At 35.5% G+C, this 14,796-nt stretch carries 12 protein-coding genes, 1 tRNA gene and 2 rRNA genes; 2 read left to right on the top strand and 13 right to left on the bottom strand.

Features of this window, described 5'->3' with window-relative positions; translation table 11 throughout:
• Window positions 1-24: 24 nt before the first annotated feature.
• The 12 genes from MOV42_RS02910 to MOV42_RS02855 all read right to left on the bottom strand — a co-directional run bounded on the left by MOV42_RS02910 (window position 25) and on the right by MOV42_RS02855 (window position 12,733).
• A 23S ribosomal RNA gene (locus MOV42_RS02910) occupies window positions 25-2,930 on the bottom strand.
• A gap of 270 nt (window positions 2,931-3,200) precedes the next feature.
• Window positions 3,201-3,276, bottom strand: a tRNA-Ala gene (locus tag MOV42_RS02905).
• A gap of 129 nt (window positions 3,277-3,405) precedes the next feature.
• A 16S ribosomal RNA gene (locus MOV42_RS02900) occupies window positions 3,406-4,927 on the bottom strand.
• Together the 16S and 23S rRNA genes with 1 tRNA gene alongside form the textbook arrangement of a ribosomal RNA operon.
• Before the next feature lie 557 nt (window positions 4,928-5,484).
• Window positions 5,485-8,082 (bottom strand): M14 family zinc carboxypeptidase, encoded by a 2,598-nt coding sequence (locus MOV42_RS02895; RefSeq protein ID WP_324172315.1) that lies wholly within the window; start codon window positions 8,080-8,082, stop codon window positions 5,485-5,487.
• Window positions 8,083-8,101: 19 nt separating this feature from the next.
• Window positions 8,102-9,007 carry an ATP-grasp domain-containing protein gene (locus tag MOV42_RS02890; protein ID WP_324172314.1) on the bottom strand — a complete coding sequence of 302 codons (906 nt, stop codon included), beginning with the start codon at window positions 9,005-9,007 and terminating at the stop codon, window positions 8,102-8,104.
• Window positions 9,008-9,020: 13 nt separating this feature from the next.
• Window positions 9,021-10,139: a M20 family metallopeptidase gene (locus tag MOV42_RS02885; RefSeq protein ID WP_324172313.1), complete on the bottom strand. Its 1,119-nt coding sequence runs from the start codon at window positions 10,137-10,139 to the stop codon at window positions 9,021-9,023.
• An 80-nt stretch (window positions 10,140-10,219) separates the two neighbouring features.
• The gene (rplS, locus tag MOV42_RS02880; RefSeq protein WP_324172312.1) at window positions 10,220-10,579 is read right to left on the bottom strand and encodes a 50S ribosomal protein L19; all 360 of its coding nucleotides are present in this window, start codon (window positions 10,577-10,579) and stop codon (window positions 10,220-10,222) included.
• Window positions 10,580-10,617: 38 nt separating this feature from the next.
• On the bottom strand, window positions 10,618-11,313 hold the full coding sequence (trmD, locus tag MOV42_RS02875; RefSeq protein ID WP_324172311.1) for a tRNA (guanosine(37)-N1)-methyltransferase TrmD: 696 nt from the start codon (window positions 11,311-11,313) through the stop codon (window positions 10,618-10,620).
• Window positions 11,313-11,855 (bottom strand): ribosome maturation factor RimM, encoded by a 543-nt coding sequence (gene rimM, locus MOV42_RS02870; protein WP_324172310.1) that lies wholly within the window; start codon window positions 11,853-11,855, stop codon window positions 11,313-11,315. The genes trmD and rimM overlap by 1 nt, the downstream gene beginning before the upstream one ends.
• Window positions 11,839-12,075: a KH domain-containing protein gene (locus MOV42_RS02865; RefSeq protein WP_324173048.1), complete on the bottom strand. Its 237-nt coding sequence runs from the start codon at window positions 12,073-12,075 to the stop codon at window positions 11,839-11,841. The genes rimM and MOV42_RS02865 overlap by 17 nt, the downstream gene beginning before the upstream one ends.
• A gap of 2 nt (window positions 12,076-12,077) precedes the next feature.
• Window positions 12,078-12,299 carry a 30S ribosomal protein S16 gene (rpsP, locus tag MOV42_RS02860; protein ID WP_324172309.1) on the bottom strand — a complete coding sequence of 74 codons (222 nt, stop codon included), beginning with the start codon at window positions 12,297-12,299 and terminating at the stop codon, window positions 12,078-12,080.
• A gap of 176 nt (window positions 12,300-12,475) precedes the next feature.
• The gene (locus MOV42_RS02855; protein ID WP_324172308.1) at window positions 12,476-12,733 is read right to left on the bottom strand and encodes a hypothetical protein; all 258 of its coding nucleotides are present in this window, start codon (window positions 12,731-12,733) and stop codon (window positions 12,476-12,478) included.
• Between the two features lie 115 nt (window positions 12,734-12,848).
• On the opposite strand from MOV42_RS02855, the gene MOV42_RS02850 reads away from it, so the two are divergent.
• Window positions 12,849-13,391: an aminotransferase class IV gene (locus MOV42_RS02850; RefSeq protein WP_324172307.1), complete on the top strand. Its 543-nt coding sequence runs from the start codon at window positions 12,849-12,851 to the stop codon at window positions 13,389-13,391.
• Window positions 13,385-13,843: a hypothetical protein gene (locus MOV42_RS02845; RefSeq protein ID WP_324172306.1), complete on the top strand. Its 459-nt coding sequence runs from the start codon at window positions 13,385-13,387 to the stop codon at window positions 13,841-13,843. Before MOV42_RS02850 ends, MOV42_RS02845 begins: the two co-directional genes overlap by 7 nt.
• A 5-nt stretch (window positions 13,844-13,848) precedes the next feature.
• Here the strand turns inward: MOV42_RS02845 and MOV42_RS02840 are convergent, their stop codons facing one another.
• The gene (locus tag MOV42_RS02840; protein ID WP_324172305.1) at window positions 13,849-14,751 is read right to left on the bottom strand and encodes a LysR family transcriptional regulator; all 903 of its coding nucleotides are present in this window, start codon (window positions 14,749-14,751) and stop codon (window positions 13,849-13,851) included.
• Window positions 14,752-14,796: the final 45 nt, after the last annotated feature.

The following is a 14,796-nucleotide window of genomic DNA, read 5'->3' as shown; positions in this document are numbered from 1 at the left end:
TTGCACTCTAATTAAAGAGTATGTAAAAAAAAGACAAACGATCTATTAGTACTGGTCAGCTAAACAGATTACTCTGCGTACACATCCAGCCTATCAAGCAGTTAGTCTTACTGCGATCTTCAGGGAGAGTTCATCTTAGAGTTGGCTTCCCGCTTAGATGCTTTCAGCGGTTATCTCATCCGTACGTAGCTACCCAGCGATGCTCTTGGCAGAACAACTGGTGCACCAGTGGTACGTCCAACCCGGTCCTCTCGTACTAGGGTCAGCTCTCTTCAACTCTCCTACGCCCACGGAAGATAGGGACCGAACTGTCTCACGACGTTCTGAACCCAGCTCGCGTACCGCTTTAAATGGCGAACAGCCATACCCTTGGGACCTGCTCCAGCCCCAGGATGCGATGAGCCGACATCGAGGTGCCAAACCTCCCCGTCGATGTGAGCTCTTGGGGGAGATCAGCCTGTTATCCCCGGCGTACCTTTTATCCTTTGAGCGATGGCCCTTCCACACAGAACCACCGGATCACTATGACCGTCTTTCGACTCTGCTCGACTTGTATGTCTTACAGTCAGGCTAGCTTATGCCATTATACTCTACGAGGGATTTCCAACCCCTCTGAGCTAACCTTTGTAAGCCTCCGTTACTCTTTAGGAGGCGACCGCCCCAGTCAAACTACCCACCAGACATTGTCCTCGCACGAGATAATCGTACCGAGTTAGCTATCAGAATATTCAAGGGTGGTATCTCAAGATTGCCTCATCTAAAACTGGCGTCCTAGAATCAATGGCTCCCACCTATCCTGCACATGAATATCCCAATAGCAGTGTCAAGCTATAGTAAAGGTGCACGGGGTCTTTCCGTCTTTCCGCGGGTAGGAGGAATTTTCACCTCCACTACAATTTCACTGGATCCATTGTTGAGACAGCTCCCATCTCGTTACGCCATTCATGCAGGTCGGTATTTAACCGACAAGGAATTTCGCTACCTTAGGACCGTTATAGTTACGGCCGCCGTTTACTTGTGCTTCAATTCATGCCTTCGCAAAGCTAAGCAATCCTTTTAACATTCAAGCACCGGGCAGGCGTCACACCCTATACATCCTCTTACGAGTTAGCAGAGTGCTGTGTTTTTGGTAAACAGTCGGGAGGGACACTTTGCTGCGACCATGAGAAGCTTTTGGGAGTAAATCCCATAACCTCTCTGGCACACCTTATACCGAAGATACGGTGCTAGTTTGCAGAGTTCCTTAACAATGGTTCTTCCACGCGCCTTAGAATACTCATCTCACCCACCTGTGTTGGTTTACGGTACGGGCAACATTACATCTCGTTTAGAGGCTTTTCTCGGCACGACAGTATCAACGATTCAGTTCGCTCTCCGAAGAGATTGAACTGCCTGTAAGATCTCGGTTGCATGAAGAGCGGATTTGCCTACTCTTCAACTTACTTCCTTCGAGCCACACTTCCATCGGTGACCTCGTTTAACTCTATGCGTCCCCCCATCACTCAAATGATGTAATGTCGGTATAGGAATATTAACCTATTTGCCATCGTCTACCCCTTTCGGACTCGACTTAGGTCCCGACTAACCCTACGATGACGAGCATCGCGTAGGAAACCTTGGGTTTACGGCGAAGGGAATTCTCATCCCTTTTCTCGCTACTCATGCCTGCATGCTCACTTCCATCCGCTCCAGCACTCCTTACCGGTGTACCTTCAGCGCTGAATGGAACGCTCTCCTACCACTTGGTAGTTATACCAAATCTAAAGCTTCGGTGTTTATCTTAGCCCCGTTATATTTTCGGCGCAGAATCGCTAGACCAGTGAGCTGTTACGCTTTCTTTAAAGGGTGGCTGCTTCTAAGCCAACCTCCTGGTTGTCACAGCAACTCTACATCCTTTTCCACTTAGATAAAACTTTGGGACCTTAGCTGTTAGTCTGGGTTGTTCCCCTCTCGACATAGGATTTTATCACCCTACGCCTGACTCCCGAGGTTACACATACAGTATTCGGAGTTTGATAGGGTTTGGTACCGCGGTAAGCAGCCCTAGCCCTGTCAGTGCTCTACCCCTGTATGCTAATGCTCGAGGCTATACCTAAATATATTTCGGAGAGAACCAGCTATCACTAAGTTTGATTGGCCTTTCACCCCTATCCACAAGTCATCCCAAGAATTTTCAACTTCTACGGGTTCGGTCCTCCACTGGCTCTTACACCAGCTTCAACCTGCTCATGGATAGATCACTTAGTTTCGGGTCTGCAGCATCTAACTATGTCGCCCTATTAAGACTCGCTTTCGCTACGGCTCCTCGTTCGATTAACCTTGCTAGATACCACAACTCGCAGGCTCATTATGCAAAAGGCAGTCCGTCACACTTGTATTACAAAAGTAATACAATAGTGCTCCGAATGATTGTAAGCCATAGGTTTCAGGTTCTATTTCACTCCGCTCACCGCGGTCCTTTTCACCTTTCCCTCACGGTACTTGTTCGCTATCGGTCTAGTAGTAGTATTTAGGGTTGGAGGGTGGTCCCCCCATATTCAGTCAAGATAACACGTGTCCCGACCTACTCGTTCCTTAGTCTAGTACCATATAAATGCTTTCGCTTACGGGAGTATCACCCTCTATGCTCACTCTTTCCAAAGTGTTCTGCTAACATCTATATTATCACTAAGTGCCCTATTCCCATTTCGCTCGCCGCTACTTTGGGAATCTCGTTTGATTTCTATTCCTTCAGGTACTGAGATGTTTCACTTCCCTGAGTTCGCCTCATATAAATATGATAACATGAATCGCTCCATGCTGGGTCGCCCCATTCAGAAATCCCCGGATCAAAGCTCTTTGGCAGCTCCCCGAGGCTTTTCGCAGCCTAATACGTCTTTCATCGCCTCTACTAGCCAAGGCATCCACCTATGGCCCTTAATATCTTTTTTATTATTCTAATTTGCGTTCACTACCTTGGTTAATGTACTAATACCATTACTGATATTTTAACTAATCAAGTTAGTAATTTGTTTATTGTAGTTATTTAGTTTATAATTAATAATTTACTTATATTGAATTAACAATACTCGTCTCTTATTATTATATGTTGACTTTAACAATTATAATTTAATGAACAAGACTAATATAAATAGAAGTCTAATTTAAATTCTAAATAGTAGAACTTAAATTAAATTTCTTTTAGTATGGTTTTTCAAAAATGGTGGAGAATAACAGGATCGAACTGTTGACCTTCTACGTGCAAGGCAGACGCTCTCCCAGCTGAGCTAATCCCCCACTTTTATGTAATAATGGTAAATTCCATAAATCACTGAAAACTAAGCAAGTAAAGACTAATAATAACTAATATCTCTCGTGAGATTTTCTTTGTAAGATGAACAAACGAATGTTCTCTCTTTACTCTAGAAAGGAGGTGATCCAACCGCAGGTTCTCCTACGGTTACCTTGTTACGACTTCACCCCAGTCGCTAATTCCACCGTAAGTGGTAGCCTCCCGAAGGTTAGCTTCCCAATTTCGGGTGAAATCAACTCCCATGGTGTGACGGGCGGTGAGTACAAGACCCGGGAACGTATTCACCGTAGCATTGCTGATCTACGATTACTAGTGATTCCAGCTTCATGGAGTCGAGTTGCAGACTCCAATCCGAACTGAGAGACGCTTTAAGAGATTAGCTCCACCTCGCGGTATCGCAACTCTCTGTACGCCCCATTGTAGCACGTGTGTAGCCCTAGCCGTAAGGGCCATGATGACTTGACGTCGTCCTCACCTTCCTCCTTCTTGCGAAGGCAGTCTCCTTAGAGTGCCCAGCTTAACCTGCTGGCAACTAAGGACGAGGGTTGCGCTCGTTGCGGGACTTAACCCAACATCTCACGACACGAGCTGACGACAGCCGTGCAGCACCTGTTTTCATGCTCCCCGAAGGGCACCTCTGTATCTCTACTGAGTTCAATCAATGTCAAGGCTAGGTAAGGTTCTTCGCGTATCTTCGAATTAAACCACATGCTCCACCACTTGTGCGGGTCCCCGTCTATTCCTTTGAGTTTTAATCTTGCGACCGTACTCCCCAGGCGGAACACTTAATCTGTTAAGTGCATCACCGAGATGACAAGCATCCCGACGACTAGTGTTCATCGTTTAGGGCGTGGACTACCGGGGTATCTAATCCCGTTTGCTCCCCACGCTTTCACGCCTTAGCGTCAGTAATGTTCCAGGAGATCGCCTTCGCTTTCGGTATTCCTAGTGATATCTACGGATTTTACCCCTACACCACTAATTCCATCTCCCCCTCCCATACTCTAGGTTAGTAGTTTCAAATGCAGTTCTACAGTTAAGCTGTAGGATTTCACATCTGACTTACCAACCCGCCTACGCGTCCTTTACGCCCAGTGATTCCGAGTAACGCTTGCACCCTCCGTATTACCGCGGCTGCTGGCACGGAGTTAGCCGGTGCTTATTCATATGCTACCGTCATTTTCTTGACATATAAAAGGAGTTTACACACCGAAATGCGTCATCCTCCACGCGGCGTTGCTGCATCAGGGTTTCCCCCATTGTGCAATATTCCTCACTGCTGCCTCCCGTAGGAGTCTGGTCCGTGTCTCAGTACCAGTGTGGCGGATCATCCTCTCAAACCCGCTACCCGTCATTGCCTTGGTAGTCTCTTACACTACCAACTAACTGATGGGATATAGTCTCATCTCGAAGCGAAAAAACGTTTACCAACTCTACTTATGTAGAGAAGGATTATTTGGTATTAATCATCGTTTCCAATGGCTATCCCAATCTTCGAGGCAGATTAACTATATATTACTCACCCGTGCGCCACTCGTCAGCAGAAAAGCAAGCTCTTCTCTGTTACCGTTCGACTTGCATGTGTTAAGCACGCCGCCAGCGTTCACTCTGAGCCAGGATCAAACTCTCCATAATTATTGGTCTCCTTGAAAAGGAACAAGTCCCTTCTCAATTCCTCTCACTGAAGCTAGAAACTAACAAGTAGTTTCAGATTTAGTTTAAGTAGATTCCAAATCATGTAAAGTATGTATTGCTACATATTACTGATCTTTTGCCCAAGAATTAAAATTCATTGGCTTATTGTTTTATAGTCTAAACTAACTACTGCTTAAAGTATTAGTTACGACTTTTTGTTGTATGTTCTATGCCATTTCGAGCATAGAATAATAGTATCTATTACTATTTGGGAACCAAACATAACCTAAGTTATATCTGGTAACTAATAGAATAGACGGTTGTTGTTATATTAGTTATTTCTAAGTAATATTTCCAACTTAATAGTTATTATTAAGTCTATTACTTGCTTAGTTTTCAATGATCTCAAACATCTTTTGGTTAACTCCTATCGAAGTCTCCCGTAAGCCTAAACATTAGGTCTCTGTGTTTGTGGATGGGAATTATAGACAAGTGTTGCTTAGGTGGTTCTTAATGTTTGGAGGTTTGTTGGAAAATTTGCAAAAAGTTATTTTTTATTAACTTTTTGCTTTTGGATTTATCTCTATAAAAATAGGCTCAGAGAAGTTTGGCACATCATCATAAGAGAAAACTGCATAATATTTATGAACATCTTTATCTCCAAAATTATCATATGTATAATCATCCATTCCACCATATAATTTCTGTCCATCATATGCACTACAAGGAACTTTAAAAGGATTTTTCACCACAATTGCACCTTTATATCCATCATCATTTGGTAAATCCCATTTTAACTTTATAATATTACTTTCAATTGAGTAATTTAAATTTTCTACCTGTTGAGGAGCATTTCTTCTTTTTTTAATATAGTTAATCACTAATGAAGGTCTTTTAACTCTTTTTGTATCCATAAATTTAACATCTTGATTTTTAATAAATGCTTGAGTTGTTGAAGCAGAGATAACGAAATATGCTTTTGTATTTTTAGAAACATTTTCAACCATTTCATTTATTGCATATGTATCAAAGACAAAGCGCTGAATAGACTCACTTTTAATATCTGACACACTAACATCATAACCTATTCTTTCAATTATCTCTCTTTTTTGGATTTTTTCATATGTCACTTCTCCATCACTAGGATGAATCATCTCTAGATGAAAGCGAAGACTATTTTTAGCATCTATTTTAATTGCTTCTAGTTCTAAATATGCATTTGATATTATAGTATTATCCATTTCTGGCCATTGAGATAAATCAAATTCTAAACAAGCATACTCTTTAGAACCATCTTTATCAAAGCCTGCTAATAATTTATTTTCTACAACTTTACTACATGCTGCTGTAAATTCTCTTGATGATTTTAATTCAATTTTAGCTTCATCTACAGTATATGATATATCTAATTTTGGTCTATAATTTAATCCTCCACTGAACTTTCCATATCCAATATCCCACTGCATTAATTGAGAAGCACGATCTATGGGAAGACTAGATGGTCCATCAAATCTAAAAAGAGCTTCTGAACGCAAGAGAGATTTTTGTAAAACTTGTAATTCTTGTGATGCAAAAGTATAAGTTCTCCAAACACCTTGTGATAATTGAGCAGAACCAGTAGGCCTATCTATATAACTTATTGATTTAGCATTTTTTATCTCGTCAAAACTACTTGTATTATCAATTGTTCTTTCATCAATTTGACCAATTCTCCATTCACCAAAACTCTCAACCTGTACCGAGACTCTATTCATTGGATAAAAAGAGATTGAGGCATTAGTTATAATTGAATTTTTTGGTATAGTTGAAAGAGAAAATCCACATACTCCGAAGCATTCGCCTCTACCTTCTGAAACACCAACAAACATAGAGTTATTGCCATAGTGTTCAGAATTCTTTTTAGTTTTTTCTCCAACATAGCCTACTTTATCTGCTAACGGATATAAGATTTTTGAAAACATATTTTCTGCTGGTTTTGTTCTTACACCTAAAATTTGAGCATAAGGAGATTTAACAAATTTTGCTTTACAAACTGCTCTGACATAATAATAATAATTTGTTGAAGATTTTAAATTTTTATCTGTAAATGCTTTTAACTTCGTAGTTCCTATTCTATTTGATATTTGAGAAAAACCTTTTTGTTTTTTTGAACGATATATTTCAAAATAAACAGTTTCATCATCAGTATAATCCCAACTTAATTCAATTTCTTTAAAAGTAATTTCACCTGTTGTAAAATTTTCAACCCTAGGAAGAAAATTCTCTTTTTTATAATTTTTTGCTTCAGATAAAGCGAACATTAGAGCAGGAAGATTTTCATCAATATTTTCACTCATATGTTCTTTATAATCACTAATATTTCTAGTTCCTACTTCAACAACAATGGAAAGAGCACCTTGTGAATAGTAAAATTCTCTACCACTTCCAGAGATAAGGTGTACAGGAGGTTTTCCCATATGAATACCATATTCACGACCAGATCTCTTCCTAATTTCTTCTGCCATGTTTCCAGCTAATAAATTTAAATCAATAGCATCCACAGCATCTTCATGTATAAAGTTATGTGCGGGAAAGAATACATTTCCTTGAGAGTGATAATCTAGAGCTATAGTAATATTCTTATGTTCTATTACAAAATCTCTCAGTGCTGATGTTTCAGGTTCACTAAAAGCAGACGGTCCAGAGTAAACATTTGAACTCGTATCTTTATTGGGTGTGAAACCTACAGAAAAATTTCTATTTAAATCAACTCCAAAACTGCCATCAGCATTTTTTCTTCTATTTTTTCTCCAAAAAGAGAAATGATTTCTAGAATACTCAAAACCATCTGGGTTTGCGCAAGGAACCATATATAATGTTACTCTGTCAAGAATTTCATTTAATTGTGGATCATAATCGATATGCTCCATAATATACTTTGCAAAACTAATGCTTAATTCTATTCCTATCCACTCTCTTGCATGAATAGTTCCTGTAAAAAAGAGTGCTGGATTTTCTAAATGGCTGTCAACATTTTTTGTAACACTTACTGCTATTATTTCTCTATTTTCCCATGTTTTTCCAATTGTTTGGACTTTAAAAAGGTTTGGATTATTTTTTTGCGCCTCTTTAAAAAATTCTACGCACTCATCATATGAGCTATACTGTTCTCTCAAATTATTTCCCTAAATTATTTTATTTTGTTTTTGTTTTTCTATCAATAAGGTCTACTATTAAATCAATTTTTTTATTATTAAAATCTAGACCCATTTTTTCTTGTTTTGGCGTTGCAAATGCTGGAATACCATTAACCTCCAAGACTATATATTCCTCTTTTTCTATATCATAAATTATATCAACTCCACCAATATCTACACCCGTTGCTTTACATGCTTTAATTGCTACCTTTATAATATCATCATTTGCTTCTCGCATAAAAACACTACCGCCACTAGTAACATTTGTTCGCCAATCAGTTCCATTAGCTTTCCTTCCATAACAACTAACAAATTTACCATCAACAATATCAACTCTAAAGTCAGTATTATCATACTTTATAAATCTTTCTACATAAAAATATCTTAAATCCATCTGATTTAAAAAAGGCATCAGCATGTCTAAGTTTGCTTCATTTTCAATTTTAGTTAAACCAACTCCACCCCAACCATCTGTAGGTTTGTAAACCATTTTATCCCACTTTTTAATAATCTTTTTAAGATGATGACCATCATCTCTATGACATAACTTGTAATCTGCAGTTTGTATTCCCGCGTGTCTTAAAATAAATGAAGTATGAAACTTATCTTCTGTTAAAGCAAAAGATTCATATGTATTTATGGTAGGTATTACACGATTTAAAGCTTGATATAGGTACATCTGATACTGGGTTTGTTCACCTGCATTATAAGAGAAAAAGAGATCAAGTTTATCAAGTTTCATATCATCATATAAAATATGCCCATTTTTAGCAATTGCATGTCGTAAGTTTATATCATTTTTTGTATCAATATCTCTATCTTTTAGCTTTTTAATAATTTTTTTAGCAATTTTATCACCACCACCATTATTGTAAAGCCACATTCCAATTTTTCTATTTGACATCTTTTCTCCTTAATTAAACAACTCTCTCTTTAAAATCTAATTTTTTAATAAAGTAAGTAAAAAGTTTTTCACTTAAATCTATTCTCAATTCAAAACTATTTTTATTTGCTCTTTCAAGTATTGTATGATCACCATCACCAAAAGGACCAAAACCATCAAGAGTAGTTACACCACATGAACTAACAATATTCGCGTCACTAACTCCGCCACGCTCTTCATACTTTAGCGTAGAATTAGTAATATCTTGTATATTTTCAATTAATACTAATGATTCTTTTGATGTCTGCATTACATCTCTTTGAATTCCACCACTTATAGCAGAAATAGTTCCTTTAACATACGATGTATGAACTATTTTATCTATCTCTTTTAAAACTCTTTGTTTTTCATCTAAAAATTTATACCTTAATTCAAAAACTAATGTAGAATGAGGAGATATAGTGTTTGCACCTATCCCTCCATCTATTTTACCAACATTAACTGTTGTACCTTTATTTAGATTAGTCAATTTTACTAAATTTTGCAGTTTATGCGAGGCTTCTAGATTTGCATCATTTCCATCCAAGTAGTGATTTCCAGCATGAGCAGCTTTGCCCTGTATCTCTATAAAAAATGTTCCTACACCTTTTCTAGCAGTTACAACTTCCATCTCTTTACCTGCTGCCTCATAAACAAAACAATAGTCGTAATCTTTAGATAATTTAGTAGTTAGATATTTAGAATCATCACTTCCAGTTTCTTCATCACTTACAAGCAAAATATCTATATTTTTTATATCTATACTTTTATCTTTTAAATTACGTAAAGCCTGAAGAGCTACAATATTACCACCTTTCATATCACAAACACCAGGCCCATAAATCCACTTTTCATCCTCACTGAAATCTTCAAATTTATTTGGAGGAAATACTGTATCAAGATGCCCTAAAAGCAGTAGTTTTTTTGAGTCTTCATCATGTGGAGAAGTATAATGTCTGTGATTACCAATAGAGCCTCTATCGTGTATATTTGCTTTAAAACCTAACTCTATAAACCAAATATCAAAAATCTCACCAACTTTATCTACACCATCTTTATTTTTTGTATAAGAATTTATATTTATTATTTTTTTTAAATCATTAAAATATTCCATGTAGATGATTGTACTATATGTTTATTTAAAGTTTATAAAGAGTGGGAGGTTGTTTAAAATAGAAGAAGAGACTTAGAAGATTACTTTCTTCTAAGTTCTTTAATACGAGCTTTTTTACCTGCAAGTTCACGAAGATAAAATAGTTTCGCACGACGAACACGACCGCGACGAATAACCTTTATCTCATTGATTGAGTCAGAGAAAATTGGAAATATTCTTTCAATACCAACACCGTTAGCACCAATTTTACGAACTGTTATAGTTTTTCCAGTTCCTTGACCTCTTTTTGCAATACAAACACCTTCGTAACTTTGTACACGAGTTTTATCACCCTCTTTAATTGTTACTGCTAATCTTACAGTATCACCAGCACGAAAGTCTGGAAGTGTTTTTTCAGCTACCTGTGCTTTTTCAAAATTTTCTATGTACTTATTTCTCATAAGCTAATTCCTTAATTCATTTACGCTAACAAATCGTACTAGTACGACTGATTTTTATGCTTTATTAGCTGGTCTGGTCTGAAAAATTTTGTCTTACACTCAGACAGAGCTAATTTTAGTGAGCGGATTTTACTATGATTTCCCTTTAAATATTCTTTAGGAACACTATTATTTCTATATTTTTGTGGTTTAGAGAAAGATGGTGCCTCTAATAGCTCACTTTCAAAACTTTCAATGCTTAAAGAATCACTATTTCCTAAAACTTCATTTACATTTCTAGATATTGCATCACACATAACTAAAGAAGGAAGTTCTCCTCCTGTTAAGATGTAATCTCCTATAGAAAACACCTCATCACTATATTCTTCAACAACCCTTTCATCGATCCCTTCATACCTTCCACTCACAAAAGCTATATGGGATTTTTTTGCTAATCTTTTTGCATCATTTTGAGTAAAAGATTTCGCTACTGGCGTTAAAAATATTATATGAACATTTTCGTCTTGTTTCTTCAAGTCATCCAAACAATCATAAAGAGGTTGTGGATTCATAACCATACCTGCCCCACCACCAACTGCTGTATCATCAACTTTGCAGTGCTTATTATTGCTATAATCTCGTGGATTTATATACTCGATTGTTAAGATATCTTTCTCTATTGCTCTACTTAATATGGAATCTGAAAAATATCCATCTACAAGATTTTTAAACAAAGTAACAAAAGTAAATTTCATTATGAAGCTTCTAAAATGTCCAATGCACCTTGGGTTGTTATAATTTTTTTGGCTATATCTGTATCTACTACAAATGGCTTGTGAAAAGGAATTAAAAATTTCTTTGGTAATCCTAATTTAACAAAATTTTTATCTGTCAAAATATTCAAATAATTTGTTATAGAGATACGATCAACATCATCAACCTTTCCCAAAAGCTGACCATCTTCATATATTTCACAATCTTCAATATCAAACCAGAAAAATTCTCCTTCATCTAAGTGGCAGTTTTTTCTTGTTTCTTCTCTTGTTGTGTAAAGTTTTAGATTTACAAACTTTTTAGCATCTTCAACATTACATACGCCTGCAATTTTAACATGACCTTTGTCATGATTTACCTCACTTAAAGTGATTGTGTTATTTTTGTTTGTTGAAAAAGTGGAATTATTTTGAAATTGTTCGGGGAAATCACATTTAATATGAAACTTCATATCGCCTTTTATACCGACAGTTTTGCCGATAGTTGCAATATGAAGTTTTGGTTCTTTAGTTTGGCTCGACATTTATTCTATAACTTACGCCATCTTTAGCTTTACAACCAGATATGACAGTTTTAATCGCACCAATCATTTTGCCCTCTTTGCCAATCAGTTTACCAACATCGGCTTGATTAGCATAAAGGATTATTTCAGTTACTTCATCGCTTTGTTTTATTTGCACTTTTATATCATCTGGATAAGTTGCTATAAGTTTTGCAAACTGTGCGATAAATTCACTAATCATCATTAACGACCAGTTATCTTTTTAACTCTGCTACTCATTTGAGCACCAACGCTTAACCAGTAGTCAACTCTTTCATTGTCTACAACTATTACTTTTGTCATGGGATTATAATGTCCAATAAGTTCAATCCAACCACCATCTCTACGCTTACGGCTATCTGTTACCGCGATACGATAAAATGGTTGTTTTTTTCTTCCCATACGAGTAAGTCTAATTACTGTCATTTGTTTTCCTTGGTTTCAATAAATTTTTGGGGTATGTTTGCAGAATAAAATATAAAGTAGTTTTATTGTGCCTCTTACCGCCTATTGGCGTTATATACAGCTCACAATCACAGAGGGATTATTTTGAGAGCCAAAACGATGGTGGAATTATAACTAAGTATTTTTTAAATGTAAAGCTATATCTCGTTATTATTCCAAGCTTTGATAGCATCTACTAAATTTTCAAAGCCATCTACTTTTCCGATTATAAAAATTTCATCTAAAATATAGCAGCAAATATTTCCATTTGATTCGAGCATAAATAAAGCATTTTCATCTTCGGCTCTTTTATCAGTGGATAGAACTCTCATGCCATCAACCATATCATTTATTGTTGGTATATCATCATACTCAATATCTATGAGTTTTTTCCCATCACTTATATATACTGACATAATTTTCCTTTGAAAAAATACGATACAATAAAAAATATAAAGTATAACTTTAAACAAGGAAAATCCCATTAAAAACACTTTTTTTGAAACTATAAAATCAGTTGATGGAAGATTATTGCATCTAGACTATCATCAAAAAAGATATGAAAGTGTTTTAAAATCATTTGGCATCTATGTCTTTCATAATCTAGATTGTTACTTAAAGCCTCCATTAAGTGGTATATATAAATGTCGCGTTGTTTATAATGAAAATATTCTTGAGGTTTCTTATTTACTTTACAAAAAAAGAGAGATAAAATCTTTAAAATTAGTATATTATGATAATATAGAATATTTTCAAAAATCAGCATCTAGAGAAAAGCTCAATTATCTTTTTAATTTAAGACAAAATTCTGATGATATACTAATTGTAAAGAACAAACTAATCAGCGATACAACAATTGCAAATGTTGCTTTTTTAAAAGATGGCTTATGGTTCACACCATCAAAACCTCTTTTAAATGGAACAACTAGACAACGACTTTTAGATGAAGGCAAACTTAAAGAAACAAATATAAGAGTTGATGATTTAAAACAATATAGCAAAATAGCGTTGCTAAATGCTATGATAGATTTTGATATAATACAAAAATATAATTTAAAGGATATTATTTGTTAGACAATGCCATAGACGATATTGATTTTTCAAAATTAATGCAAAAGCATATACAAGAACTAGTAATTCATTTTTTTCAAAAAGAGCAAAATTTTGGAATTCTTTGTAATATAGAAGATATTTATTTTGAACCAAAACTACCTCAAGATATAGCAAATGAGTTTAGACCTTTAACTCTGTTTTTTTTAGCAGGATATACTTTTGAAAGCGCTCATATTCAAGATAGTCATTTAGTATTTGAAGCTGGTTTCGGAACAGATAATTTTGGAAGTGTTGTCAGCGTTCCTCTTTTAAGCGTTTTACAAATTATCGTTGATGAAACACCTTTACTAATAAATCTAGCTACTCATAAGCTTCAAACTGAGCCTAAAGCAGACTCTAGTCCTAAAGGTGTTGAGAATTCTATGACTTCTTTTTTATCAAACCCAGAAAATTCAAAATTTATTAAAGAATAAAGATTTTAAACCTTACTTAGAGAGAGCATATAATTCACTACATTATCAACAAATGCATCATGTTTTCTCTCTTTAAGATATGCTATATAAAAATGTCTTTGTAATTTAAAGTTTTTAATTCTAGCTTCATACAATTTACCATCGTTTAACTCACTCTGAATAACATGGCGTGACATTACAGAAACTAAAGGTCTTTTTGAGTTCTTATCTGCATGTAAAATAGATTCTTTAATAGCAGTAGGAGAAGCTAAAACTGCAAGAACACTAAAGTTTGCACATTGAACACCTATCTCTTCAAAAACTTCAGCTGTTAATTTTCTTGTATGTGATTCTTCATTACGACAAATCCAATCAAAATTAAGTAAATCATCAGCTACTAGCTGTTTTTTTAGTGGTTGATTTGAGAAAATAACTAACTCATCTTCAACCCATTCTCTAAAAATGATACCATCTTTAAAAACGGGAGATTCTATCAAAGCTACATCAATTTTTTTATCTATTAGCTGTTCTATAACATCTTCTGATAAACCTATTTGAATATAAACCTCATTGTCTATTCGTTTTTTAATCTCACTTAAATAGCTTGGAAGGATATAGTTTCCTATAGCATTTGAGCTTCCCATAATAAAAGTAAATTCTTTATTTATTATCTTTAAAAGCTCTTTTTCACTACCTGATATTGCTTTTTCAAGTTTTACAGCAATTCTATATAAATCTTCACCTTCTTTAGTAAGCAAGATACCATTCTTTTTTCTTTCAACAATTTTTGTATCAAGATAATCTTCTATAAATTTTATTTGCTGAGTAACTGCTGGCTGAGAAATACCTAACTTTGCAGATGCTTTTGAAAAACTTTTCTCTTTAATAACCATTAAAAAGGTTTGTAATTTTGCAAAATCTTTTAACATAATAATTCCTATAAGTTAATATAATATAAAAATTATAACTCAAAA

This window comes from Sulfurimonas sp., assembly GCF_029027405.1.
In the GTDB taxonomy this organism is placed as follows: domain Bacteria; phylum Campylobacterota; class Campylobacteria; order Campylobacterales; family Sulfurimonadaceae; genus Sulfurimonas.
The sequence above is the reverse complement of the archived record's forward strand: the minus strand, read 5'-3'. Positions and strand labels throughout refer to the sequence as shown.

Excerpts from the sequence above, each read along its gene's own strand:
- MOV42_RS02890 (WP_324172314.1), bottom strand. The coding sequence starts at position 9,007 with ATGTCAAATAGAAAAATTGGAATGTGGCTTTACAATAATGGTGGTGGT.
- MOV42_RS02885 (WP_324172313.1), bottom strand. The coding sequence starts at position 10,139 with ATGGAATATTTTAATGATTTAAAAAAAATAATAAATATAAATTCTTAT.
- rplS (WP_324172312.1), bottom strand. The coding sequence starts at position 10,579 with ATGAGAAATAAGTACATAGAAAATTTTGAAAAAGCACAGGTAGCTGAA.
- trmD (WP_324172311.1), bottom strand. The coding sequence starts at position 11,313 with ATGAAATTTACTTTTGTTACTTTGTTTAAAAATCTTGTAGATGGATAT.
- rimM (WP_324172310.1), bottom strand. The coding sequence starts at position 11,855 with ATGTCGAGCCAAACTAAAGAACCAAAACTTCATATTGCAACTATCGGC.
- MOV42_RS02865 (WP_324173048.1), bottom strand. The coding sequence starts at position 12,075 with ATGATTAGTGAATTTATCGCACAGTTTGCAAAACTTATAGCAACTTAT.
- rpsP (WP_324172309.1), bottom strand. The coding sequence starts at position 12,299 with ATGACAGTAATTAGACTTACTCGTATGGGAAGAAAAAAACAACCATTT.
- MOV42_RS02855 (WP_324172308.1), bottom strand. The coding sequence starts at position 12,733 with ATGTCAGTATATATAAGTGATGGGAAAAAACTCATAGATATTGAGTAT.
- MOV42_RS02840 (WP_324172305.1), bottom strand. The coding sequence starts at position 14,751 with ATGTTAAAAGATTTTGCAAAATTACAAACCTTTTTAATGGTTATTAAA.